Annotated in this window: 19 protein-coding genes and 1 pseudogene; 5 read left to right on the forward strand and 15 right to left on the reverse strand. The window is 67.7% G+C overall.

All coding sequences use genetic code 11. The features are described 5' to 3' along the window. Window positions 1-3: 3 nt before the first annotated feature. From bsaP to ABLE92_RS07010, 5 genes are read right to left on the reverse strand one after another with little or no spacing between them, the layout of a single operon-like run. A complete protein-coding gene (gene bsaP, locus ABLE92_RS06990; protein ID WP_348804039.1) occupies window positions 4-258 on the reverse strand; it encodes a biotin synthase auxiliary protein BsaP in 255 nt (84 codons plus the stop codon). 27 nt (window positions 259-285) lie between these two features. Continuing rightward, complete coding sequence (bioB, locus tag ABLE92_RS06995) at window positions 286-1323, reverse strand: biotin synthase BioB (RefSeq protein WP_348804040.1); 1038 nt, start codon at window positions 1321-1323, stop codon at window positions 286-288. Further along, window positions 1323-2135, reverse strand: coding sequence for a dethiobiotin synthase (bioD, locus tag ABLE92_RS07000; RefSeq protein WP_348804041.1), 813 nt, complete (start codon window positions 2133-2135; stop codon window positions 1323-1325). The genes bioB and bioD overlap by 1 nt, the downstream gene beginning before the upstream one ends. After that, the gene (locus ABLE92_RS07005; protein ID WP_348804042.1) at window positions 2132-3331 is read right to left on the reverse strand and encodes an 8-amino-7-oxononanoate synthase; all 1200 of its coding nucleotides are present in this window, start codon (window positions 3329-3331) and stop codon (window positions 2132-2134) included. The genes bioD and ABLE92_RS07005 overlap by 4 nt, the downstream gene beginning before the upstream one ends. Continuing rightward, on the reverse strand, window positions 3328-4623 hold the full coding sequence (locus ABLE92_RS07010) for an adenosylmethionine--8-amino-7-oxononanoate transaminase (RefSeq protein WP_348804043.1): 1296 nt from the start codon (window positions 4621-4623) through the stop codon (window positions 3328-3330). The genes ABLE92_RS07005 and ABLE92_RS07010 overlap by 4 nt, the downstream gene beginning before the upstream one ends. A gap of 141 nt (window positions 4624-4764) precedes the next feature. Here ABLE92_RS07010 and ABLE92_RS07015 point away from each other — a divergent pair, with 141 nt between their 5' ends. The 4 genes from ABLE92_RS07015 (at window position 4765) to treY (ending at window position 12913) form a co-directional block, all read left to right on the forward strand. Beyond that, entirely contained in the window at window positions 4765-5340 is a 576-nt protein-coding gene (locus tag ABLE92_RS07015) for a TetR/AcrR family transcriptional regulator (RefSeq protein ID WP_348804044.1), read from the forward strand. Window positions 5341-5385: 45 nt separating this feature from the next. Then, complete coding sequence (locus tag ABLE92_RS07020) at window positions 5386-7596, forward strand: acyltransferase family protein (protein WP_348804045.1); 2211 nt, start codon at window positions 5386-5388, stop codon at window positions 7594-7596. Between the two features lie 100 nt (window positions 7597-7696). Further along, complete coding sequence (gene glgX, locus ABLE92_RS07025) at window positions 7697-10603, forward strand: glycogen debranching protein GlgX (protein ID WP_348804046.1); 2907 nt, start codon at window positions 7697-7699, stop codon at window positions 10601-10603. Between the two features lie 3 nt (window positions 10604-10606). Continuing rightward, the gene (gene treY, locus ABLE92_RS07030) at window positions 10607-12913 is read left to right on the forward strand and encodes a malto-oligosyltrehalose synthase (protein ID WP_348804047.1); all 2307 of its coding nucleotides are present in this window, start codon (window positions 10607-10609) and stop codon (window positions 12911-12913) included. 39 nt (window positions 12914-12952) lie between these two features. Here treY and ABLE92_RS07035 read toward each other — a convergent pair whose 3' ends face one another. The 9 genes and pseudogenes from ABLE92_RS07035 to ABLE92_RS07075 all read right to left on the reverse strand — a co-directional run bounded on the left by ABLE92_RS07035 (window position 12953) and on the right by ABLE92_RS07075 (window position 22425). Continuing rightward, window positions 12953-13930, reverse strand: coding sequence for a YfgM family protein (locus tag ABLE92_RS07035; protein ID WP_348804048.1), 978 nt, complete (start codon window positions 13928-13930; stop codon window positions 12953-12955). Window positions 13931-13975: 45 nt separating this feature from the next. Then, window positions 13976-15148: an MlaD family protein gene (locus tag ABLE92_RS07040; protein WP_348804049.1), complete on the reverse strand. Its 1173-nt coding sequence runs from the start codon at window positions 15146-15148 to the stop codon at window positions 13976-13978. Then, on the reverse strand, window positions 15145-16290 hold the full coding sequence (locus ABLE92_RS07045) for an MlaD family protein (RefSeq protein WP_496560775.1): 1146 nt from the start codon (window positions 16288-16290) through the stop codon (window positions 15145-15147). Before ABLE92_RS07045 ends, ABLE92_RS07040 begins: the two co-directional genes overlap by 4 nt. Next, window positions 16287-17348, reverse strand: a complete 1062-nt coding sequence (locus tag ABLE92_RS07050) for an MCE family protein (protein ID WP_348804256.1) — start codon at window positions 17346-17348, stop codon at window positions 16287-16289. Before ABLE92_RS07050 ends, ABLE92_RS07045 begins: the two co-directional genes overlap by 4 nt. Window positions 17349-17428: 80 nt before the next feature. Next, a pseudogene (locus tag ABLE92_RS07055) lies at window positions 17429-18408 on the reverse strand (MCE family protein). An 8-nt stretch (window positions 18409-18416) separates the two neighbouring features. Further along, window positions 18417-19448, reverse strand: a complete 1032-nt coding sequence (locus tag ABLE92_RS07060) for an MlaD family protein (RefSeq protein ID WP_348804050.1) — start codon at window positions 19446-19448, stop codon at window positions 18417-18419. Next, window positions 19445-20746: an MlaD family protein gene (locus tag ABLE92_RS07065; RefSeq protein ID WP_348804051.1), complete on the reverse strand. Its 1302-nt coding sequence runs from the start codon at window positions 20744-20746 to the stop codon at window positions 19445-19447. The genes ABLE92_RS07060 and ABLE92_RS07065 overlap by 4 nt, the downstream gene beginning before the upstream one ends. 10 nt (window positions 20747-20756) lie before the next feature. Then, complete coding sequence (locus ABLE92_RS07070) at window positions 20757-21623, reverse strand: ABC transporter permease (protein ID WP_348804053.1); 867 nt, start codon at window positions 21621-21623, stop codon at window positions 20757-20759. A gap of 1 nt (window position 21624) precedes the next feature. Next, window positions 21625-22425, reverse strand: coding sequence for an MlaE family ABC transporter permease (locus ABLE92_RS07075; protein WP_348804257.1), 801 nt, complete (start codon window positions 22423-22425; stop codon window positions 21625-21627). A gap of 326 nt (window positions 22426-22751) precedes the next feature. Between ABLE92_RS07075 and treZ the strand changes: the two genes are divergently transcribed. Beyond that, on the forward strand, window positions 22752-24608 hold the full coding sequence (gene treZ / locus ABLE92_RS07080; RefSeq protein WP_348804054.1) for a malto-oligosyltrehalose trehalohydrolase: 1857 nt from the start codon (window positions 22752-22754) through the stop codon (window positions 24606-24608). 15 nt (window positions 24609-24623) lie between these two features. Here treZ and ilvA read toward each other — a convergent pair whose 3' ends face one another. After that, window positions 24624-26042, reverse strand: coding sequence for a threonine ammonia-lyase IlvA (gene ilvA / locus ABLE92_RS07085; protein ID WP_348804056.1), 1419 nt, complete (start codon window positions 26040-26042; stop codon window positions 24624-24626). Between the last annotated feature and the right edge of the window lie 76 nt (window positions 26043-26118).

Raw genomic sequence — 26118 nt, forward strand, 5'->3', positions numbered from 1 at the left:
CGCTCACCGGCGCCCCAACTCGCTGGAGTCGACCGTGCCGTGGCGCGAACACCGCGCATCCCAGCCGTCGGGACGGACCTGCACCACCATCCGCCGGCCGCACTGGCCGCAGAACCGTGGCGGTTCCAGGCCGAGGCGTGCCGCGGTCGGCACCGCGTCGGGCGCCTGGATCTCCAGTTCGATGCCGGTGTAGACGCCGTAGCGATGCGGCTCGTCGAGCGGACCGGGAATGTCGGTCGCCGCCGCGGCGGCGCTCATCGTGGTTGCTCTCATCTCACCAGGTAATCAGATGCTGTCGTTGAGTGCCTTGATCGGCATCGACAAATCGCTGAGCAGGTCCAGATCGTCCTCGGCGGGACGACCGAGCGTGGTCAGGTAGTTGCCGACGATCACGGCGTTGATACCGCCGAGGATGCCCTGCTTGGCGCCGAGGTCGCCGAGGGTGATCTCGCGACCGCCGGCGAAACGCAGGATGGTGCGCGGCAATGCCAGACGGAACGCCGCGACCGACTTGAGTGCCTCGGAGGCCGGCAACACGTCGAGGTCACCGAACGGGGTACCCGGCCGCGGGTTGAGGAAGTTCAGCGGCACCTCGTCGGGATCGAGCGAGGCGAGGTCGGCGGCGAACTCGGCGCGCTGCTCGAGGGTTTCCCCCATGCCGAGGATGCCGCCGCAGCAGACCTCCATGCCGGCGTCACGCACCATCCGCAGGGTGTCCCAACGCTCCTCCCAGGTGTGGGTGGTGACGACGTTCGGGAAGTGGCTGCGCGCGGTCTCCAGGTTGTGGTTGTAGCGGTGCACGCCCATGTCGCGGAGTTGGTCGACCTGCTCCTGGGTCAACATGCCCAGGCTGCAGGCGATCTGGATGTCGACCTCGTTGCGGATCGCCTCGATACCCGCGGCGACCTGGCTCAGCAGCCGCTTGTCCGGACCGCGGACCGCGGCGACGATGCAGAACTCGGTGGCGCCGGTCTTGGCGGTCTGCTTGGCCGCCTCGACCAGCGACGGGATGTCGATCCAGGCGCTGCGCACCGGCGAGGCGAACAATCCCGACTGTGAGCAGAAGTGGCAATCCTCAGGGCAGCCACCGGTTTTCAGCGAGATGATGCCCTCGACCTCGACCTCGGGGCCGCACCAGCGCATCCGCACATCGTGCGCGAGCTGCAGCAGTTCGGTGAGGCGGTCGTCGCCCAACCGGAGCACGGTGAGCACCTGCTCCTGGGTCAGGCCCTCACCGCGTTCGAGGACCTGTTCGCGGGCGATGGTGAGGATGTCGGCGGTGTCGGCGTCGACGGTGGCGGGGGCTATCGGGGCCTGGGTCATCAGAAGATTCCTTCGAGGTGGCTGTTGTCGGTCGGGGTGGTCTGCGGGGAGTCGGCGTGAGCAACGGTCTGCGGGGCGTCGGCGTGGGTGCGGATCGCGGTGATCCAGTCGGCGTCGAACCAGGTGGGTGCCGCGGAGCGGAATGTCTCACCCGACATCGCACCGGCACCTTCGGGCAGGACTCCGACGACCGGTACACCGGTCAGGCGCGGGAGGTCGTGTCGATTGCAGCGCATCGCGAGATCCGGAGCGGCGGGCCAGGATCCGATGACGAGGCCGGCGACGTCGACGCCGGCCGCGCGGATGGCCGCCACGGTGAGCTCGGCGTGGTTGAGCGCTCCGAGTCCCGGTTGGGTGACGACGAGGACCGCCGAACCGAGAGCGCGTGCCACGTCGAGGATCGTGAACTCGGGGGCGAGTCGCACCAGTACACCGCCGGCGCCCTCGATGAGGGTGAGCCGATGGTCGCCGACGATGTCGGCGACCCGGGGCACCACGTCGTTGATGTCGAGTTGCGGTGATCCGGCGCGGTGCGCGGCGGTTTCCGGGGCGAGCGGATCCGGAAACCGCGCCCCCTCCCACGTCGGCAGGTCGCCCGCGAGGGCGGTGACGGTCGCCAGATCGCCCGGCTCGTCGGGTCCGACACCGGTCTGCGCGGGCTTGCAGACGGCGACGTCGGTGCCGGCAGCGGCGAGCGTCGCGGCGAGTGCCGCGGTGACGATGGTCTTGCCGACGTCGGTGGAGGTGCCGGTGATCACCAGGCTCCGGTCGGCGACCGGCCGGGTGGGCTTCCACCACGGATCGAGGGTCATCGCGCACCCACCTCGTGCAGCGCCGCGCGCACCACGTCGGCGGCGTGGTCGATGTCGGCGTCGTCGAGATCGGCGCGCAGGGTCAGCCGCAGCCGGGAGGTGCCCGGTGGCACCGACGGCGGGCGGAAGCACCCCACCAGCACCCCGGCGTTCCGGCAGGCGGCGGCCGCGGCGACCGCGGGCTGCGGGTCACCGATGATGATCGAGAGCACCGCCGAGGTCTCCACCGCGCCGTCCGGACCGACGGGCAATGCCACGTCGAGAAGATCGGCCATGCGAATCATGTTGTGGCGCAGTCGCTGTGGCATATCCGGTTGCTCCCGCAGGATGCGCAGGGCGGCGTGGGCCGCGCCGACGGCGGCCGGATTGAGACCGGTGTCGAAGATGAAGGTGCGGGCGCGGTCGGTCAGGTGATCACGCAACACCGCCGGCCCGAGCACCACACCGCCCTGCGCGCCCAGGGACTTCGACGCGACGGTGGTGGCGACGAGGTCGGGTGCGCCGGACAGGCCGACCTCGGCGATCACTCCCCGACCGCCCGGGCCGCGCACACCGAGGCCGTGAGCCTCGTCGACGAGCAGTGCGGCACCGAATTCACGTGCAGCGGTGTACAACTCGGCCACCGGGGCAGCGGCACCGTCGACGCTGTAGATCGAGTCGGTGACGACGAGGGCACGCTCTTCGGCACGGTCGGCCAGTGCCGCGCGCACCGCCGCGACGTCGCCGCGGTCGACCACCACGACCCGTGCCCGCGACAGCCGGCAGCCGTCGATGAGCGAGGCGTGGGTCCCGGTGTCGGAGACGATGAGATCACCGCGTCCGACGAGCGCGGTGATCGCCCCGACGTTGGCGAGGTAGCCGGACGAGAACATCAGCGCGGCAGGGAATCCGAGGAAGTCGGCGATCTCGTGCTCGAAGTCGACGTGCGCCGCGGTGGTGCCGACGACCAGTCGCGATGCGGTCGAGCCGGCGCCCCATTGCGTCACCGCGGACCGTGCGGCGTCGATCACGTGCGGATGCGTCGAGAGCCCGAGATAGTCGTTGGAGGCGAGGTTGAGCAGGCCCGCGCCGGTGGTCCGCACGATCGGTTCGCGGTGCAGCCCGGCCTCTTTCGTGGCACGGGCGGCGTTGTGCAGCCAGGACAGGGCGACCGATTCGCCGGTGGCGGCGGGTGTGGTGGGGTTCAGCGTCGTCACGGGTGACCTCCGGCGGGTACGGCGAGACTGGCGTCGACGGCGGCCCGCATGCCGCGGGTGATCACCTCGACGTCGTCGGCGGTGCAGATGAAGGGCGGCATCGCGTAGATGAGGTTGCGGAACGGCCGTAGCCAGGCCCCGGCGTTGACGGCCGCCGTCGTCGCCGCGGCCAGGTCGACGGGGTGGTCGAGTTCGACAACGCCGATCGCACCGCGCACGCGCACGTCGGCGACGCCGGTGATTCCACGCAGCGGTTCCAGGCCGGTACGCAGGCCCTCGCCGATGCGCGCGACGTCGGCGCGCCACGCGCCGGCGAGCAGCAGTTCGGTGGAGGCCACCGCGACGGCGCAGGCGAGCGGATTGGCCATGAAGGTCGGGCCGTGGGCCAGTCCCCCGGCCTCACCGGCACTGATGACCGCGGCGAGTTCGTCGGTGCACAGGGTCGCCGCCAGGGTGAGGTATCCACCGGTCAGCGCCTTGCCGACGCACATGATGTCGGGTGCGATCCCGGCATGGTCGGCGGCGAACAGCTCCCCGGTGCGCCCGAAACCGGTGGCGATCTCGTCGAAGATCAGCAGAACGTCGTGGTCGTCACAGATGCGGCGCAGGTCGGCGAGGTATGCGGGGTCGTGGAAACGCATTCCGCCGGCGCCCTGCACGACCGGTTCGACGATGATCGCGGCGAGCTCGTCACGGTGGGCGCGTACCGTCTCCGCGACGGCGGCCACGTACGCGGCATCATGGTCGGCCGGTGGCGCGGGAACGAAAAGTTGTTGTGCGAGAACGTCGGTCCACATCGAGTGCATGCCGCCGTCGGGATCGCAGACGCTCATCGGCGCGAAGGTGTCACCGTGATATCCGCCGCGCCAGGTGAGCAGTTTCGTGCGCCCCGGTTCACCGCGGCCACGCCAATACTGCAGGGCCATCTTGATGGCGACCTCCACCGACACCGAGCCGGAATCGCAGAAGAAGACCTTCTGCAGCCCACGGGGGGTGATGTCGACGAGCAGTTGTGCCAGACGAGCGGCGGGCTCGTGGGTGAGACCACCGAACATCACGTGCGACATCGAGTCGAGTTGTCGGCGCGCGGCGTCGTCGAGGACCGGATGGCGGTACCCGTGGATCGCGGCCCACCAGGAGCTCATGCCGTCGACGACGCTGCGACCGTCGGCGAGATGGAGGTGAACGCCGTCGGCGGCACGCACCACGAGCGGCTCCGAGGCGGCCGGGATGGCCCCGTAGGGATGCCAGATGTGCTGCGCATCGATGCGACTGATGCTTGCCTGGTCCACGGTGGAGTTCCTCTGGTGACGGGTGCTGGACGCGGTGTGATGGGCGACACCGCTCGACTGCCTGAACACTGTACAGGACTTTTCCTGGACGGTGTACAGGCCGCCGTGGGCCCGCTTCGACGCGCCCTCTACCCTGTGCCTGTGAGCAACTCCCGCGCCGACATCCTCGCCGCCGCCCGTGACGTGCTCATCCACCACAGCCTGGCGGATCTGACGATGCGCCGCCTCGCCTCGGAGGTCGGCGTCCGACCCAACGCCCTGTACTGGCACTTCCCCAACAAACAGACACTCCTGGCCGCACTGGCCGACGACCTGCTGTCGGAGGTCGCCCGCCCCGATCCGGCGCAGCCGTGGGACCAGCGCCTACGGGCCCTGGCCGTCGGAATGCGCGCGGCCCTGCTGCGCGTGCCCGACAGCGCCGAGGTCGTCTCCTCGAGCTGGGCCAGCGGCCTGTCCGACCGCGCGGTCGCCGACGACATCGCGGCCGCGGCCGCCGGCGGCGACCTGCACGAACGGGATGCACGCGCGGTCGCCACCGCCATCTGCCAGCTCGTCATCGGCCTGACCATCGAGGAACAGACCCGCGCCCAGATGGAACGGCTCGGCGTCACCGGCCCGTCCGGCCGCGATTTCGACACCGAGTTCGGCGACGGCCTCGAGGTGATACTCGACGGCGCGCGCCGCCGATCCGGAGCGCAGGTGCCCGCGGACCGCTAGCGTCGAGAGGCGACCACCGTCTCGACGAAAGCCGTTCCGCCCACCGTGGCTCGCACCACCTCTGCTCACCGCACCGATCTCGATGGCCTCCGGGGCATCGCGATCGCCCTTGTCGCGGTGTTCCACGTCTGGTTCGGCCGGGTGTCCGGCGGTGTCGACGTCTTCCTGACCCTGTCGGGCTACTTCTTCGTCGGCTCCCTGCTACGCCACGCCATCGACGCCCAACAGCAGCCCCACATCACCCTCGGTGCCGCGGTCAACCCATGGCCCCGGCTGGCGCGCCTGGGCCGGCGGCTGCTCCCGGCGTTGGCGACGGTGCTCCTCGCCGTCCTCGTCCTGACGATCGTGATCCTGCCGCAGACCCGGTGGAACGCGATCGGACAGGAACTGACCGCGAGTGCGCTGTATTACCAGAACTGGTACCTCGCCCTGAACTCCCAGGACTACCTCGCGGCGAGCTCGGCGAACAGTCCGCTGCAACACATCTGGTCGATGTCGGTGCAGGGCCAGTTCTTCCTGGCGACCCTGCTGGCCGCGCTGGCAGGCACCGGCGCGATCGTTGTCGGTGCGCGCTTGTTCGCGCCGCTCGCACGGCCGGCGACGATCCGGACGATCGTCGGCGTCGCGGTACTCACGGTGGCGGTCGTGTCGTTCTGGTGGGCGACGATGCGGATGGACGTCAATCAGCAGTGGAACTACTTCGACACCCTGTCGCGACTGTGGGAACCGCTGGCCGGCGGACTGCTGGCGGTGTGGATGCCGACCTGGCGGGTCTCACGATGGCTGCGGACCGTCGCCGCTGCCATCGCGCTCACACTGATCCTGACCTGCGGGTGGTGGATCGACGGCGTCGCCTCCTACCCCGGCCCGTGGGCACTCGTTCCGGTCGGCTCGACACTGGTGATCATCTGGGCGGGAGCCGCGCAGCGCCCACCACGCGGACGGCACGCCCGCGTCGACGACTCACCGCCCCTCCTCAGCCGGGCGCTCGCCTCACCCTGGCCGGTGTGGCTGGGCGCCATCGCCTACTCGCTGTACCTGTGGCACTGGCCGCTGCTGATCTTCTATCTCTCGTGGCGCGGCACCGATCACGCGTCGATCCTCGCCGGCGCCGCGGTGCTGACCGCCTCGGTGATGCTGGCGTGGCTGACCAAGCGATACATCGAGGATCCACTGCGTGAAGGTTTACTGCGGAACGAACGACCGGTGCACGAACGACCGGTGCACGAACGACGGGTGCACGGTGACCCGTCGCGTCGCGCCACCTCAGCGCGACGTCGCCATCTCGGCTACGCCCCGGTGCTGGCGACGGTACTGGTGATCCTCACCGTCGCCGGCGGAGTCGGCGTGCGCCTGTGGTCGCAGCACGTCGCCGCCGTCCACGTCGACACCGCCGATCTCGACCCGCGGCTGTATCCGGGAGCCCGGGCCCTGCTCGACGGCGTTCCGGTGCCGGCCGTCGAGCCGCAACCCAGCCCGCTGGAGGTCATCGAGGACTTTCCGGCGACCTCGACCGACGGCGTCATGAGCGATTTCGAGGATCCACGTATCCACGCCGGGGTATACGGCGACCCCACCGCCCCACGGACCATCGCACTGGCCGGTGGATCGCACGCGGAGATGTGGATCACCGCCCTGGATCTGCTGGGGTCACGGCACCACTTCAAGGTCACGACGTACCTCAAGATGGGATGTCCCCTGTCAACGGAGCGGACACCCCGACTGCAGAACGGGGTGCCCTACCCGCAGTGCCGCGACTGGTCGCGGCGCGTGGTCGACCGGATCGTCGCCGACCGCCCGGACGCCGTGGTCACCACCTCGACCAGGCCGCGTGTGGGTGCCCCCGGCGACGTCATGCCGTCCACCTACCCACCGGTGTTCGAACGTTTCACCGACGCCGGCATCGAGGTGATCGGACTCCGCGACACCCCGTGGCCGCACGGCCCCGACGGTGCGATCGACACCCCGACCTGCCTGGCCGACGGCGGGACCGCCGACACGTGTGGGACCGACCGTGCCGAGGCACTCGACCGGATCGACCCGGCGGCGGGATACGCCCAGCGCAACCGCCGTTTTCACGCCCTCGACCTCTCCGACGGCCTGTGCGACGCGAACCGGTGTCCCGCGATCGTCGGCAACATCATCGTCTACAAGGACTGGCATCATCTGAGCGCCACCTACGTCCGCAGCCTCACCGACGGTCTGGGCCGCCGGCTGGGCCGCGCCCTGCCCTGGACGACCGATCACGATCCCTGATCGCGCAACTCGGGAGTCCCGATTGGGACGGGTATCACGTACGCCCGGACGCAGACCGTTCCGAGATGAACGCCGACACCATCGCGACTACTGTCGTGGAATGAACTCACCGAAGGTGGAGACGTCCGCACCATCCACCGGCGATGACCAGGCAGCGATGACCGGGCAGGCCGCCGCAGCCGAGGATCCCAGCGGCGACGCGCTCGACGCCGAGCAGGTCACCCCGCCGACCGAGGACGAGACCGCGAGCGAATCGACCCGGCCCGAGCCGGAATCCGCCCCGGCAGAAGCCGCGGCCCCAGAAGAAACCGCGGTCCCGGACGCCGAACCCACTCCCGCACCATCCCCCGAACCCGCCGCCGTCATCACGGACACCCCGACGACTGCCGCACCGCTGAGCACCAGCACCGCACCCCACCCGACCGAGAGTCCGGTCAAGGCACCGGAGCAGGCCGAGCCGCTGGTCGCCCCCGAACCCGATCCGATCGACGTCTGGCCGGGGCAGGCCTACCCGCTCGGCGCCACCTACGACGGGGTGGGCACCAATTTCTCGTTGTTCTCCGAGATCGCGACGGCGGTCGACCTGTGTCTCATCGACCGCGACGGCAACGAGCGCCGCATCCGACTCGAGGAGGTCGACGGGTACTGCTGGCACTGCTACCTGCCCAACGTCGGCCCCGGCCAGTTCTACGGATACCGCGTACACGGCCCCTACGATCCGGCCAACGGTATGCGGTGCGACCCGAGCAAATTGCTGCTCGACCCGTACGGCAAGGCTTTTCACGGCGAGTTCGACGGTGACGCATCGCTGTTCTCCTATCCGTTGCCCGGCACCGACCCCTCGGCGACCGAGGAGATCCCCGTCTACGACCCCGGAACACCGGTGTCGGTGGATGCCGATCAGCCTCCCGCCTCCGACGAGGCCGCGGAGGTCGGGGGACCGTTGAGCGTGGGCGACGAGGCGGACGTCACGACTTCCGCAGGTGACGACGCGGGCGACGCCCCGGCCGAGACGCTGAGCACCACTGCCGACGACACCGATTCGGCTGCAACGGAAGTCGACGACCCGGCGGTCGACGGCAACACCGATGACGCGACGGACGACGACGACACCACCACCGACGACGAGGCGACCGCGCCCGACGTGGTGATCGAGACGGCGGATCCACCGGTGGCACACGAGGAGATCGTCGAACCCGAGCCCGCCATCCCGCCGACGCCGGAATACCACGACCCCGAGCCGAGTCCGTCGATGCCCCAACTCGATTCGCTCGGTCACACGATGCTGTCGGTGGTCATCAACCCGTTCTTCGACTGGCAGAACGATCGCGCACCGCGCCTGCCCTACCACCAGACCGTCATCTACGAAGCCCACGTCAAGGGGATGACGGCGACCCATCCGGGCATCCCGGAGAACCTCCGCGGCACCTACGCGGGACTGTCACATCCGGTGATCATCGATCACCTCAAATCGCTGGGTGTCACCGCCATCGAACTGATGCCGGTCCATCAGTTCATGCAGGACTTCGTGCTGCTCGATCAGGGGCTGCGAAACTACTGGGGGTACAACACCTTCGGGTTCTTCGCCCCGCATGCCGACTACGCCTCGAATCACGCACAGCCGGGCAGCGCGGTGACCGAGTTCAAGGCGATGGTACGGGCGTTCCACAAGGCGGGTATCGAGGTGATCCTCGACGTGGTGTACAACCACACCGCCGAGGGCAACCACCTCGGCCCCACCGTCGCATTTCGCGGGATCGACAACGCCGCCTACTACCGCCTCGTCGACGGCAACGCCGAGATGTACATGGACTACACCGGAACCGGCAACAGCCTCAACGGACGTCATCCGCATACGCTGCAGCTGATCATGGACTCGCTGCGGTACTGGGTGCTGGAGATGCACGTCGACGGTTTCCGCTTCGACCTGGCGTCGACGTTGGCGCGAGAACTGCACGACGTCGACCGCCTGTCGGCGTTCTTCGATCTCGTGCAGCAGGATCCGGTGGTCAGTCAGGTCAAGCTCATCGCCGAGCCGTGGGACGTCGGGGAGGGCGGCTACCAGGTCGGCAACTTCCCACCGCTGTGGACCGAGTGGAACGGCAAGTACCGTGACACCGTCCGCGACTACTGGCGGGGTGAGCCGGCCACCCTGGGCGAGTTCGCCTCCCGCCTGACCGGATCGTCGGATCTGTACGAGGCCACCGGACGCCGACCACTGGCCAGCATCAACTTCGTCATCGCACACGACGGCTTCACGCTGCGGGACCTGGTGTCCTACAACGAGAAACACAATGAGGCCAACGGTGAGGGCAATCGCGACGGGGAGAGTCACAACCGTTCCTGGAACTGTGGCGTGGAGGGCCCCACCGACGACCCGGAGATCCTCGAGTTGCGCGCCCGGCAGCAACGCAACATCCTGGCCACGCTGTTCCTGTCGCAGGGCACCCCGATGCTCGCCCACGGCGACGAGATCGGCCGAACCCAGATGGGTAACAACAACGTCTACTGCCAGGACAGTGAATTGTCGTGGATGGACTGGACTCTCGCGGAGGAGAACGCGGATCTGCTCGAGTTCACCCGGCGGGCGATCGCGTTGCGCACGGCCCATCCGGTGTTCCGGCGCCGCCGGTTCTTCGCCGGCAAACCCATCCGCTGGGGTCATCAGTCGCTCGACATCGCGTGGCTGACCCCGTCGGGTCAGGAGATGACCACCGCCGACTGGGACAGCGGATTCGGCAAGAGTCTCGCAGTCTTCCTCAACGGCAACGGGATTGCCGAGAAGGACGAGCGGGGTGAGCGCATCCTCGATGACCACTTCGTGATCTGCCTGAACGCCCACTACGAGGACATCGAGTTCACCCTGCCTTCGATCCTGCGCCCCGGCTGGCACGGCGTACTCAACACCGCCAGCCCGACCGGCGTGTCGGATCTGGAGTCGGTCGGCGGCGGAAGCACGTTCGCGGTGCGTGCCCGATCACTCGTCGTCCTGCGAAACAAACGCTGATCGATGGTCACGCGCCCGGAACCGATCGCCACCTACCGTGTCCAACTGACGCCCGATTTCGGATTCGCCGACGTCATCGGAATCCTCGAGCACATCGCCGACCTCGGCGTCAGTCACGTGTACCTGTCACCGATCGGCACGGCCATGCCCGGCTCGACGCACGGCTACGACTGGGTTCCACCACCCCAGGTGGCACCGGAACTCGGTGGGCGCGAGGGACTTCGGGCACTACGGGCGGCCGCGTCGGTACTCGGGCTCGGAATCGTCATCGATATCGTCCCCAATCACACCGGAGTGGCGGTGGCCCTGCGGAATCCGTGGTTCGCCGATCTGCTGCGCCACGGTGCGGGATCACGCTATGCGACGTACTTCGACGCCGATTTCTCCTCCGACAACGGCGCCGACGGGGCACTCGCACTTCCGGTGCTCGCCTCCGACGGCGACCTGACGCCGCTGACCGTCGACGCGCACGGCATCCTCCGGTATCACGACCACGCCTTCCCCACCGCCCCGGGCACCCTGGGCGGAACACCCGCGCAAGTGCATGCGCGCCAACACTATCGGCTCGTTCCGTGGGACTCGGGCCTCATCGGGTACCGACGGTTCTTCACCGTCAACGAACTCGCCGGTCTCCGCCAGGAGGACCCCGCGGTGTACGACGCCACGCATGCGTGGCTCCGGGATCTCCTCGAGGCCGATCTGATCGACGGTGTCCGCGTCGATCATCCCGATGGCCTCTGGGATCCGATGGGTTACCTCGAACGCCTCCGCGGCGACATCGGCGCCGATCGACTGCTCTACATCGAGAAGATCCTCGCCGCCGACGAGGCGCTCGAGCCGACGCTGCCCGTCGACGGCACCACCGGTTACGACCAGTTACGGGTCATCGAGGCGCTGTTCACCGCCCCGTCGGGCATCGTCGAACTCAGCGAGATCCACGAACACGTCACCGGGGTGGCCGGTGATGCCCGGTGGCTGCATGCGACCGAACGCAGTCGCAAGATCACCACCTTGGCGACCATGTTTCCCGCCGAGCACCGACGTCTCGTCCGTGCCATCACCCATTCCGATCCGAGTGTCGATGCGGCGTCGGTGGCCGATGCGGTCGGCGAACTCATCGCCGACCTCGGCGTGTATCGCGCCGACTACCCGTCGTTGCGGTCCCGCCTGGTCACCGCGGCCGACGCGATCGTCGCCCGACGCCCGGACCTCGCCGACTCGATGGCGCTGATCATCCGCACCACCGAGACCCCGGGTGCGGCGACGTCGAGGTTGGCCCAGACCTGTGGTGCGGTCACCGCCAAGAGCGTCGAGGACAGCCTGTTCTATCGCACCGCACGGCTGGTGTCCGCGCAGGAGGTGGGTGCCGATCCGGCCGATCCGGCGTTGTCCCTGCACGATTTCCACCGGCACAACGTGACCCGTGCGCAGCAGTGGTCCCGTGCCATGACCGCGAGCTCCACCCATGACACCAAGCGCGGCGAGGATGTCCGCGCACGCATCGCGCTGCTGGCGCAGGTCCCGGAGCGATGGTCGATGACCATCCGCCGGATCTGGGCGGCGACCCCGCCACCCGACGACTTCACCGGATACTTCCTGCTGCAGAACATCATCGGCGTCTGGCCGACCGATGGCGCGGTGACCGACGAACTGCGGACCCGACTCGTCGACTACGCCCGCAAGGCGTCACGCGAGGCCGCTCTGAAAACCACCTGGACCGAGGTCGACGAGCAGTTCGAGTCGGCACTGTCCACCTGGATCGACACGATCACCACCGGCGAGCCCGCCGAGGTGATCACCGGGCTGGTCTCCCGGCTGGCGTCGGCGTGGGAACAGGAGTCCTTGGCGCGCAAGGCCATCGCCCTTCTCGGCCCCGGGGTGCCGGACATCTATCAGGGCACCGAGTGGTTCGAGGACTCGCTGGTCGATCCCGACAATCGACGACCGGTGGACTACCGCCGCTCGACCGACCATCCCAAGGTCCGACTCGTACAGGCCGCGCTCGGTGTCCGGTCGACCCATGCCGCCGCGTTCGGACCGGATGGCGACTACCGGCCGATCCTGGCCGAGGGCCCGGCATCGGATCACGTGATCGCGTTCGGCCGCGGTGTCGCCGGGGACGCCGACCCTCGCGTGATCGTCGCGACGAGTCGATTCACCCACAGTCTGCTGCCACCCGACGGCGCGAAGACGATGCTGACGCTGCCGCCGGGCGACTGGGTCGATGCGGTGTCGGGCGCCACCCACTCCGGCTCGGTCAGCATCGCGGATCTCCGTGCCGTCGCGCCGGTGGCGATCCTGACCCGCTGATCGTCCCTGACCCGTTGCTCGCCGGCCGCGGCGCGCCCGCTACCCGGCCGGGGTCGGGGCAGGCGTCTCGGTCTGGGTCGGGGCCGGTGCCGGTGCGCTCGAGCTCGGCGTGGATTGCCCCGGCAGGGACTGCGACGGATCGACGACGCCGCTCTTCTCACTTCCGGGCGGCCCGCTGAAGTCCGACACCAGCCAATTGCCGTCGACCTTCTGGAGGTCGAGGATGAAGATCATCAGGCGGGTCTCGCCGTTGGGGATCTGCGCCGATCGTGCGGTCACCTCGGCCATCACCGTGGTCTTGGCGGTGTCGGTGTCGAAGGATGCCACCGACGACGACACGATCTTCGAGGTCGCCTCGATGGCGAGCGCCTGACTGTTCTGCTCGGTGGCGGCGCGATCCTGTTCCAGCCGGGACCGCAGAGCCCCGGTCGACAGCGGACCCAGGATCTCCTTGTATTTGTCGGTGTTGCCCGGGTTGATCGTCGTCACCAGCTGCGTCACGAACTGCTCGGACACCTGCTTGGACGCGTCAAAAGCCTTGAGTCGCTGTTGATCCGAGTAGTACAGCCATCCGAGTACCGCCACTCCGGCGATCAGGGCGACCACCACGATCGCCCCGAGCACGCGCAGCAGCGAGCGCGAGGACAAGGTGATCGAGAACTCCTTGCCCTTGCCCGTGCCCTTGCTCGTGTCCCGGTCGGCGGGCGCCGACGACGGGACCGTGTCGGCAGTCGACGTCTCGAGGTCATCGGCGGCAGCGTCGGAATCGGCGGCGGCGACGCCCTCGGCGGCCGGCGACGTGCGCTTGGCCTTGGCGGTCTTGGACCGCGGAACGGGTTTACCCTGCGCCTTCGTCAGGGATGCCGTCGCCTTCGAGACCTGCTGTGTCGGCGAGCCGTCGGCGTCACCGGTGTCGGCATCTGTGGTGTCGGGGTCTGTGGTGTCGGCGTCACTGGTGGTGGTGTCGATGGTGGGGTCCCCGTCGTTGTTCTCGCCGTCGTTCTTCTCGCCTGTCATGCACAGCTTTCCGTCCGCACGATGGATGTCACTTGTTCTCGGGGATCACTTGTCCAGCGGAACCGTGCGCGCATTCGGGTCGTAGTTCGGTGGCGGCCCGGCGGTGTCGTCACCCGGCGGTCGCGGTGCGTTCGCCGAGCCACGGATCTGCTGGTTGGGATCCTCGGTGACACAGTACAGATTCGTCGGAACGGTGAGTTCGAGGATCTTGGTCGGCCGCGTCGGCGTGATCGGGTAGTCGCAGTAGGGCCGCGGATAGATCGACCCGAATGCCCACCAGGCGCCGTCGTGGAACATGCTCAGGCTCTTGATCGATGCGTCCCGGATCGAGGGCAGCAGATTGACGATCGCCGGCGCCCGCAGCGCACCCTGATGGGCGATGTCGCGGAACTGGCCGAGCAGATCGGTGAGCGGGTCCTGCATCTCGTTGAATGACCCGGTGAGGCTGGTCAGCTGCTGCGGGCCCTTGCCCAGCAGGGTGCGGATCTCCCGGTCGGAGGCCACCGCGGCGTTGACGATCTCGCTGGTGGCGTTGACGGTGCCGGCGAGGTCCGGCTGGATCTGTGCCGTCGTCTGCAAGATGGTGCCGGTCTGCTGGATCAGCTTGGTGGTCTGGGGCAGCACCCGGTACAGGTCGGCGAAGATGGTGCCGCCCGCGTCGAAGAGCACCCGCAGGTCATTGGTCTCGCTGTCGGGGTTGAGGGCGACGTCGAGGTTGTCGACGACGACGGTCAACTGTGTCGGGTCGATCTGGTCGATCACCCCCAGCGAGGTCTCCAGCAACTGCGGGAACGGCACCGTCGTCTGCGTCTGGTTGACGTTGATGGTGTCCCCGTCGGCCAGATACGGGCCGTCGGCGGTGGCGGGCTGGAAGTCGACGTACTGCTCACCGGCCGCCGAGAGTCCCAGCGCCGCAACGATCGTGTTGCGGTTGATCTTCACGTCGTCGTCGATGGACACCTTCACCTGCACCGAATCCGGTTGCACGTGAATGGATTCGATGTCACCGATCTCCACTCCGCGCAGGGTGACCCGCGAGGTGTCCTGCAGACCGCCGGAGACCGGGAAGTTGATCGTCAGGCCGTAGTGCCCCTGGAAGGGCTGCCACCGCAGGGCACCGAAGGCCAGGTAGGACAGCCCCAGCAGCATCACCCCGATGAGGGCGAGGTTGCCCAGCAGCACCGAGTGCTTACGGAGAAAACCGAAGATCCCGCTCATCCGCAGCACCCCTGTGTGGCGGTGAGGCGGGCGATCAGACGTTGCAGCGTCTGCTGCAGCGACTGACCGGCCGAGTCGAGATCGCCGAGTTCGGGAAGTCTACTGGCCGAATCGAATCCGGCCCCCGGATTGAGGTAGTACACCTTCGCCGACAGCGCCGCAGCACTGGAACTGGTCGCCTTGACCCACTTCGGGGTCAGCACCGCGAGATTGTCGGCGAGACCGCCGAGCGTGGGTGCCGCGGTGTTCAACTGGGCCAGGACGTTGGCGAGATGATCCACCAGCTCGATCAGGTTCTGACGATCGTTGGTGAGGAAGTCGTTGGTCGCCGCCGTGACGGTGTTGGTCTTGTCCAGCGTCGTCAGGATGAGCTGCATCTGATCGTTGATGACGTTGAAGGCCGGTGCCAACTTGTTGATCGACGCCATGATCTGGGCGCGGCCGTCGGACAACTCGGTGGTGAGGACCCGCGTGTTGGCCATCGACCGGTCGACGGCCGCGGCGTTCTGGTTCAGCTTCACGATCGCGGTGGTCATCCCCTCGATGGCGCCGTTGAGCTCCTGCGGGTCATCGGGACTCGTCGAGACGGCCGCACTGAGCTCGGTGAGGATCTGTTGGGTCGACCCGAGCGATCCGCTGTCGACGAGTCCACTGATGCTGATCAAGAGGTCCTCCACCGTGGCGGCCGCCGACCGTGGGCCGGTGAGGGTGTCCCCGTCGGCCATGTAGCGGCCCTGCGCCGCCGCGGGCGGCAGCAACGCGACGAAGACGTCACCGAGCGGAGTCGCCTGGCGCAGTTCGGCTCCGGTGCCGACCGGGACCTTGGCGCTGGTGCTCACGTCCATCGTCACGATGGCCTGGTAGTTGTCGGCGCGGATCCCGGTGACCTGACCGACGTCACTGCCGTAGAGCTTCACCTTGGCCCGGGTCGGCAGATTGAGCGCGTTGTCGAAACTCGCGGTCAATTCGATGGTCTCGCCGAGGTTGCCCGGTGCGGGCAGCGGGATCTGTTCGACGGTGAGGCCGGGAAGCACACCGCAACCCGACACCGCCAGCATCGCCGCGACGATGCCGGTGAGCAGGGACTTGCGGGCCCAGCGGCGGCGCCGGGCGACGTCGGGCGACCAGAGGCGGCGGCTCATTTGCTCAACTCCAGTAGCCCGTTGAAGATCCCCAGGTCCGGACCGAAGTCCTGGAGCTGGCCGGTCTGACATCCGTTCTTCTGCAGATTGATGGCCCGGCAGAACTGGGACAGCAACTGGGTGTCGATCAGCGACTTGTCCAACAGCACCTGCGCGCGCCACGCCCCCTGCTCCGCCGACACCGAGTTGCTCAGGTTCTGGAACAGCAGCGGCCCGAGGTCGATGGTCTCGACGACCTGTCGGGAGAAGTCGCTGAGGTTCTCGGCGAGTGCGGCCAACCGCGCCGAGGACGCACTGATGGTCCCGCTGTTGTTGCGCAGGAACTCCGAGGTGTTGAGCAGCGCCTGGTTGAGGTCGCCGAGGGTGGCCACCAGACCCGGCGACTGCCGACCCAGCATCTCGCTCACGTCGTTGATGGAACTCGAGAACGCCTTCATCTTGGGATAGTTCGCGACCAATGCGGCGGTGAGTGTCTGCACCGACTTGATGATGTCGACGAGGCCGTCACCGTTGCCGGAGACGATCTGCGAGGCACTCCCCAACTGGTCGATGGCCTCCTGGAGGCGTTGCCCGTTGCCCTCGGTGATGCCGGTGGTGATGTCCATCAGGTCGGCCACCGGGCCTTCGCCGGGGGCATCGCCGGACAGCGAGGTGACCAGCTTGTCGACGGCGTCGAACAGATCACCGGCCGAGACGGGGCTCAGGCCCTCCTTGCGCATCACCGCGCCGTCGGCGAGTTTCGGGCCACCGGTGTAGGCGGGGGTGAGTTCGATGTGGCGGGTCGTCACGATCGAGGTGTTGACGATCGCGGCCTGCGCATCGGCCGGGATCGGCACGTCCTTGTCGACGGTGAAGGTCACCTTGACGCGGCTGCCCTGCTGTTCGATCTTGGTGATCTGGCCGACCGGCATGCCCAGCACCGCAACGTCATTGCTGGTGTAGAGACCCGCCGTGTTGGGAAAGTAGGTGCTGATCTCGATGGCCTGATCGGCCGCGACGGTCCAGCTCGCCGGGATCAGCGAGCATCCCGACAGCGCGCCGACGGCGACGAGGATCATCGCGATCAGGGTCGCCGGGCGCTGACCGGTGCGCCGACGTGCGGCGCCGTCCGCGCTCACACCCGTCTGAACTGTGTCGGTCAGCATCCGTCCACCACCCGTGCCAGGCAGAGCCAGTTGTCCGGGAAGATGCCCCAGGGCAGGTAGCCGTTGGCGTAGGGGCCGTCACCGATCACGTTGTTGGTCAGGCGCGCGGTCACCGGCAACACCTCGAGCATCTTGCGCAGGTTGTCGCGGTTCTTTTCCAGACCCTGCGAGATGGTGTTGAGGTTGGCCATGATGGGCGCGAACTGGTTGGCGTTGTCGGCGGCGACGAGTTGGGCCTGCTCGGTGATCTGGGCGATGCCGTCGAGCAGTTGGGTGACCAGCGCCTGCCGGGCCACGATCTTCTGCGCCAACTGCGCCCCCTGCCCGACGATCACCGCGAGTTGGGTCTGGGAGTCCTCGACGATCGAGGTGACCGACTTGGTGTCGGCGACCAGCTGATTGATCTGGTCCTTGCGGTTGGTGATGATCTCCGACATCTGGGTGAGCGCATCGAGGGTGGGTTTGGTGACCGCCGGAGCGCCCGCGAGTTGGGTGTTGAGCGTCTTGATGCTCTGCGCGAAGTCCTCGTCGTTGACACCCTGCAGGATCGGGGTCCCTCCTCGATGGTCTTGTTCAGGTCATAGGGCACGCGCGTTTCCGTGATCACCCCGTCCTGTGCGAGGTCCGGCGAATTGCCCAGGGACACATCGATGTAGCGCTGCCCGAGGAGCGTCGACATCTTGATCTCGGCGGAGCCGTTGGAGGTCACCACGACGTCGTTGTCGACCTTCATCACGATGTGGACGTGATTGCCGGCGAGTTCGGTGCTGGCCACCTCACCCTTGTCGATGCCGGCGACGCGGATCTTGTCACCGGGCCGGATTCCGCCGGCCTGGGCGAAATCCGCGGTGTAGGTCTTCTTCCCGAGGTCGGCCTCACCGATCCCGGTGATCGCGAGGATCAGCACGACGATGACGATCGCACCGCCGAGGCCGTACCAGAGTCGGCGGTTGCGGTCGAAGCTGCGGCGCATGCGGCTTCTCATCGGCACACCACCGAGTGTTGGGTGCCGCCGATCTTGTTGATGATCCCGGGCGGGAACAGCACGTCGCCGATCGCGATGTCGAGGTCACACGCGTAGATGTTCAGGTAGGCGCCCTCTCCGAGAACCAGCGGGAAGTGTCCGAGGAAGATCGGCAGGTTGGTGGCCAGTCCGTCGAGTTTGGCGCCCTCCCCGATGAGGGTGGCGGTCGCCTGATTGGCCGAGGTCGCCGCCGCGGCGAGGTTGCCACTGGTCTGCGTGAGCACGTCGGCGAATCCGGATGCGGTCTGACCGATCTGGGTGACCGCGGTGCCCAGGGCCGCCGAGTTCGAGTTGAGGTTCTCGATCACGGCCTTGAGGCTGTCGATCAGCGTGCTGACCTGATCTCCCTGGCGGGCGAGGTCACGCAGTACTCCGCTGAGATTGTCGATGATCGCGCCGATGACCACATCACGGTTGGACATGTCGGAGGCGAACTTGCCGACCTGGGCGACGGTGTAGGACAGCGACACCGTGTCGCCCTGGAAGGCCTGGACCAGACCGTTGGACAGGTCGTTGATCTGCTCGGGCGTCAGCGTCTCGAATACCGGCTGGAATCCGGCGAGCAATTTGGTGACGTCGAAGGAGTCCTCCGACGGCTGCTCGAGTGCCGATCCCACCGGTAGCGGTTGTGCGTCCCCGTCGGCGAGACTGAGCGCGAGGTAGCGCTGGCCGATCAGGTTCTGGTAGCGAATGGCCGCCTTGGTGGTGGTGTACATCGGCTGATTGGTCTGGACCTCGAAGGTCACCTTGGCGCGGCCGTCGTCGAGGTCGATCGAACTGACCCGGCCCACCCGCACGCCGGCCATGCGCACGTCGTCACCGCTGGCGAGGCCGGACGCATCGCGGAAGTAGGTGGTGTACCCGTGGGTCTCACCGGGTACCGACCGCTCCAGCGTCGAGTAGATGATGTAGGTCAGCAACAACGCGATGACCGCGAACAGCGAGAAGCCGATCAACGGCTTACGGATGGTGGTGGCGCCCGCGCTCATCGCCCGCCTCCGGTCTCGGTGGACACCGTCTGCACCAGCGGCCCGAGCATCAGGGTGTCGGCGGCGGTCGGCGTGCGATTCAGTGCGGCACTCAGGGTCCGGTTGTCGGCGGCGGTGGTGACCGAGGCCGGGAAGGTCATCTGACGCATCCCACCCTGCGGGTACACCATCAACGGACCCGAACTGGTCGGGCCGGTACCGGTACCCGGACCGACGCACCCCGGACCGCGGGTCTGGCCGTACGGTCCACCGTTGTACACCGGGCAGTTCTGTCGCGTATAGCGTTGGAAGGCCGAGAAACTCACCCCGATGTTGAGCTGTGGGTGCCCGTTCACACCGGTGAACACGGTCAGCACCCGGGCCGCCAGATTGTTCAACGCGGTCAGGGCATACGGCAGCGAATTCGGCTCGTACACGGCCGCACCGAGCATCCGGTTCGCGTCGGCGACGACCGCCTTGCCGGCATCACCGTTGGCGGCGAACAGCGCCTGGATCTCGTCGGTCAATCCCTGCCCGGCCGACAGGATCGCCGTCAGATTGTCCCGGTTCTCGGTGACCGTCATCGCCGGGATCACGCTGCGGCCCAGGGCGTCGAGCAGCTCCGGCGCCGATTCCGACAGGCCGCGCACGGAGTTGTCGAAGTTCTCGAATCCCGACGGCGCCCCGGGTGGGAACTGCGCGTTGAGGGTCTTGAAGTAGTTGTCGAGAACGCCGACGAACAGCCCGAATGTCTGGCCGCCGCCGTTGAGGGCGTCGGCGATGGTGCCGAGGACACCGGCGAGTTGTTCGGGCGGGACCGCCTGCAGCAAGGTGCGCAGCTGATTCTGGGCGTCCTGCAGTTTGATGGTGGGCAGCGACGCGTCGGCGGGGATCGACGCACCGGAGGACAGGTGATCCGACGACGCATTGGCCGGCGGCACGAGTTCCACCGAGTTCACGCCGAACAGATTCGACGGGACGGTGCGGGCGGTGACATTGGCCGGGATGCCCTCGGCCTGCTCGGGCAGCACGTCGATGTCGACCTGGCGAAGCGCGATGCCCTTGGCGCCCGTCTCGTCGGAGGCCTGCACACCTTTCACCTGGCCGACGATGAATCCGTTGTAGCGGACGTCGGCGCCGGTGGTCAGCCCGTCGCCGACGTCGGTGAGCTTGGCCGAGACCGACACCGTCGAGGTGAACACGCCCTGATACCGCATGAACAGCAGCACGAAGACGATGACGAGCACGATCAGAAACGCCAGCCCACGCAGGAAGTACTGCACGAGCGAGGGGTTGCGGCCGTCGGTGGCGATCAGCATCGGTTCCCCCTCATCCCGAGATCTTGATGCCGGGTGATGTTCCCCAGAACACCAGCGTCATGACCAGATTCGCGAAGACGATGACGATGATCGCCAACCGGATCGCGTGTCCCGCGGCGACGCCCACCCCCTCGGGTCCGCCCGAGGCGAAGTACCCGTAATAGCACTGCATGAAGGTCGTCAGCAGCACGAAGACCACGACCTTGATGAAGGAGTACAGCATGTCGGTGGACAGGATGAACGAGTCGAAATAGGCGAGATAGTCGCCGGCGCCCTTACCGCTCTGCAGCTGGTACATCACCTGGCAGGCAAGGTAGTTGGCGGCCAGCGAGACCGAGTAGAGCGGGACGATCGCGAGTACCGCCGCCGACATCCGGGTGGTCACCAGATACGGCAGCGGACGGATCGCGATCGATTCGAGCGCGTCGATCTCCTCACTGATCCGCATCGATCCCAGCTGGGCGGTGAAGCGGCATCCCGACTGGGCGGTGAAGGCGGTCGCGGCGAGCAGCGGGGCGATCTCACGGGTGGTGGCGAAGGCCGAGAGGCCACCCGTCACCGGGGAGATACCCAGCAGGTTCAGCGCCGTGTAGCCCTCGATGCCGACGGTCGCGCCGCCCATCACGCCGAGGATCACCATCACGCCGACGGTGCCGCCGCCGACCACGATCGCACCGTTGCCCCAGGCGACGTCGGCCAGCAGCCGCCACACCTCCTTGCGGTAGTGGGTGAACGCGATCGGCACCGCGCCGATCGAGCGCACCAGGAAGGTGATGAGGTGACCCATCTGGACCAGCGCGTCGCGCGGACCCTCGTAGACGACCTTGGTGGCCGCGAGCGGCCGCAGAACGGGGGGTACGTACCGGGAGGCGGCCATGTCACACCACCTTCGCCGGGACGAGGATGGCGAACAGCTGGGTGAGCACGACGTTGACGGTGAACAGCAGCAGCACCGAGTTGACGACGGCAGCGTTCACCGAGTTCGCCACGCCCGCCGGACCACCCTTGGTGTTGAGGCCGCGGTCGCAGGCGACCACCGCCACGATCGCACCGAAGATCACCGACTTGGCCAGCGCGAACGACAGATCCGAAACCCCGGCGAAGGACGCGAAGGTGCCGGTGTAGCTGCCCGGGGTGCCGCCCTGGAAGTACACGTTGAAGACGTAACCGGTGATGAATCCGACGAAGCAGACGAAGCCGCAGAGCAGGAAGCTGACCACCATGGTCGCGAGCAGTCGCGGGGAGATGAGGCGTTGTACGGGATTGACACCCATCACGCGCATCGCGTCGATCTCGTCGCGGATGGTCCGGGAGCCGAGGTCGGCGGCGATCGCCGACCCGACCGCACCGGCGAGCAGCAGCGAGGTCACCAGTGGGGCACCCTGCCGGATGACGCCCAGGCCGGTGGCCGCACCGGAGAACGACGTCGCACCGATCTGTCCGGCGATGTTGCTCACCTGGATCGAGACGATGACGCCGATGGGTATGGCCACCAGGAACGTCGGGAAGACCGAGGTGCTGGACATGAACGCGCACTGGCGGATGAACTCGCCGAAGGGGAACCGTCGTTTGACGATGTCCTCGACGAGCACCTTGAAGACCTCGACGAACATGGCGAGCTGACGACCGAAGGTATCGAAGCTGGCGACGACGTGGTCATGAAACCACGAGGACACCATCCCCCGCCGTTTCGGCGGCGCCTCCTCACCGTGCGGCGAGGCCTGCGTCTCTGTGCTCAATACCCGTCCCTGCATCGTCCGAATACCATCGCGCCCCCCATGGCAGGCGTGGCCCGCAGTAATATACAGCACCCCGCGCCACCGCTTATGCAGTTGGTCACAGCACGCCTGGCCTGCGGTGATCCGCCGAACCCAATACCTTGAAGCGGGTGAACGAACAACGGTCCGATCGCCCGGCGAGCTGTCACCCTCATGTGGACGACGTCACAATAACTGGGACGGACGACCAAAGTCATCCGAAACACACGAAACGGCCCGACAGTTTTGTGTCAGGGTTCGTCGCGTCGCCGTTCGCTCCCCCGCGCGTCCCGGCCGACATCCGGGTCTGGGCACCGGCCGCCGACCGGCTGACCGCAGTGTTCACCGGGCCGGGGGCCGGTACGGATGCCGGCTCACCGCCGCGCGTGGAGGTGCCGATGGTGCCCGACGGGCACGGGTGGTTCCGGATGGACGCGGCGTCGGTGGCCGGACTCGACACGGCCGGACTCGACACGGGGGGACTCGACACGGCCGGACTGCGGTATGGCCTCCTCGTCGACGATGCGACGACGCCCATCCCCGACCCGCGCTCGACCCGGCTGCCCGACGGGGTGCACGGCCGCTCGGCGTTGCACGTCGTCGACGAGTCGATCTGGCATGACGCGCAGTGGGCGGGGCGCAGCGTCCGCGGGGCGGTGATCTATGAGATGCACGTGGGTACGTTCACCCCGGACGGCACCCTGGACTCGGCCATCGACCGGCTCGATCACCTGGTGGAACTGGGCGTCGACTTCGTCGAGCCGTTGCCGGTGAATGCCTTCAACGGCACCCACAACTGGGGCTATGACGGCGTCGGCTGGTATGCGGTGCAGGAGAGTTACGGCGGCCCTGACGCCTTCGCCCGATTCGTCGACGCCTGCCATACCCGCGGCCTCGGGGTGGTCCTCGACGTCGTCTACAACCACCTGGGACCGTCCGGGAATTACCTGCCGGACCTCGGTCCGTATCTGGGTGCCGGGTCGACCGGGTGGGGTGCCTCACTCAATCTCGACGGACCGGATTCGGACGAGGTGCGACGCTACATCCTGGGCAATGCCCTGCGCTGGTTCAGCGAGTTCCACGTCGATGCGCTGCGACTCGACGCGGTGCACGCGCTCGTCGACCATCGTGCCGTTCCGCTCCTGGAGGCCCTGGCGATCTCCACCGATGCGCTGAGCGAGGAACTGGGCCGGCCGCTGTCGCTGATCGCCGAGTCCGATCTCAACGATCCCCGGATGATCCTGCCGCGCTCGGCGGGCGGATACGGATTGACCGCGCAGTGGGACGACGACATCCACCACGCCATCCATACGACCGTCTCCGGCGAGCGGCAGGGCTACTACGCCGACTTCGGCAGTTACGCAGCGCTCGCGAAGGTGCTGCGTGGCGGCTTCTTTCATGACGGCACCTATTCATCGTTCCGGCGCCGACACCACGGCCGGCCGATCCCCGACCAGGTTCCGACCACCGCGCTGGTCGCCTACACCTGTGATCACGATCAGATCGGCAATCGCGCGGTCGGTGACCGGCCGAGCGCGTACCTCGACGGCGGGCAACTGGCCATCAAGGCGGCGCTGGTGCTGTTGTCCCCGTACACCCCCATGCTGTTCATGGGTGAGGAGTGGGCGGCCGACACCCCGTTTCAGTTCTTCACCTCGCACCCCGAACCCGAACTCGGCGAGGCCACCCGCAACGGACGCAGGTCGGAGTTCGCCGAACACGGGTGGGATGTCGACGACGTCCCCGATCCGCAGGACCCGCAGACCTTTCTGCGGTCGAAGCTCGACTGGTCCGAACTCGACCGGGATTCCCACGCCCGGATGTTGCGGTTCTATCGGGCGCTGATCGCACTGCGAAAGCAGGAACCGACCTTCGCCCGCGACGACTTCGCCTCGGTGCGAATCGAATTCGACGAACAGGCCGGCTGGTTCGCGATGCATCGGGAACCCGACTGGTCGGTGGTGGCGGTCCTCGCCGACCACGAGGTCACCGTGCCGATCGCCCTGCATCCGGTGTTGTCGTGGGAGGCGCCGACAGTGACCGACGAGGGGATCGGCAGCAGCGGGCACAACGTGATCGTCGGTCGGCGTACGCCGTCGCAGTGACGCCGGCGGCCCGAATCAGGTCAGGTAACGATACGCCGGTGAATCCGGTTCGAGCCGTTCACAATTGAGTCGCGAACGGTCCATCCGGTCCATCAGGCCGGCGAGGCCGTCGGGACTGCCGAGTTGTACGCCGACCAGCGCGGCCCCGGTTTCCCGGTTGTTGCGTTTGACGTACTCGAACAGGGTGATGTCGTCGTCGGGTCCGAGGACCTCGTCGAGGAAGCGGCGCAGCGCCCCGGGTTCCTGGGGGAAATCGACCAGGAAGTAGTGCTTGAGACCGCGGTGCACCAGCGACCGTTCGATGATCTCGCCGTAGCGCGACACGTCGTTGTTGCCCCCGGAGACCAGGCAGACGACTGTCGCGCCGGCGGGCAGATCCAGCTTCGCCAGACCGGTGACCGCCAGTGCTCCGGCGGGTTCGGCGATGATGCCCTCGTTCTGGTAGAGATCGAGCATCGTCGAACAGATCGCACCCTCGTCGACGTGGGTGATGTGCGCGGCACCGGGCCGCAGCGTCACCGGCTCGTCCGGGAGCACCGGGACCTTCGGCGCGGGGCCCAGCAACGGATGCGCGGTCACCGACGACCCCAGATCCGCCATCACCCGATAGCCGAGGGCGCCGATTCGCTTGACCGATGCACCGTCGACGAACGGGTCGATCTCGTCGAGGGTCACCGGTCCCCCGTCGGCCAGCGCGGCCGCCAGCGATACCGCACCGGTCGGTTCGACGCCGACGATCGTGCTCGACTCCGAGATCGTGTGCAGGTAGGTGGCGATCCCGGCCAGGCAGCCGCCACCGCCGACCGGGGTGACCATGACGTCGGGCGCGCCGCCGAGTTGCTCGACGATCTCCTTGGCGATCGTGCCCTGTCCGGCGGCGGTGCGCGGATCGTCGAAGGCGTGGATCCAGGTCGCACCGGTGCTCAGCACGTCACCCTGCGCGGCGGCCGCCGCCGCGTCGTAGGTGTCACCCACCGCATGCAGCTCCACGAATTCCCCACCGTGCCAGAGGATTCGGTCGCGCTTCTGCTTGGGTGTGGTGGTCGGTACGTAGATCCGCCCACGCACCTGCATCGACCGGCACGCGAAGGCGACGCCCTGGGCGTGGTTACCGGCGCTGGCGGCCACGACTCCCCGCGCGCGTTCATCCTCGGACAGCTGCGCCATCACGTTGTAGGCGCCGCGAATCTTGTACGAGCGCACCGTTTGCAGGTCCTCGCGCTTCAGGAAGACCTGGGCGCCGACGAGATCACTCAGCCGCGGAGCCGGTTCGAGCGGGGTGCGCGCCACCGCCGGCGCGATCCGCTCGGCGGCCGCGTCGATCGACGCAACCGACAGGGCGGGTCCGGACGGGACCGCTCCGGACGGGGCTGCTCCGGATGTGGCTGTTCCGGATGTGGAACCGGTGTCACGCGACGTACTCACGCGTTCCATCGTCTCACTGGGCCGGCGCGCCCGTGCGCGCGGCGGGTCCCACGCCGACCCTGGTGTCTCACCTCGCGGCGTGCCT

The organism is Gordonia oleivorans, assembly GCF_040044975.1.
GTDB classification, from domain to species: Bacteria; Actinomycetota; Actinomycetes; order Mycobacteriales; family Mycobacteriaceae; genus Gordonia; species Gordonia oleivorans.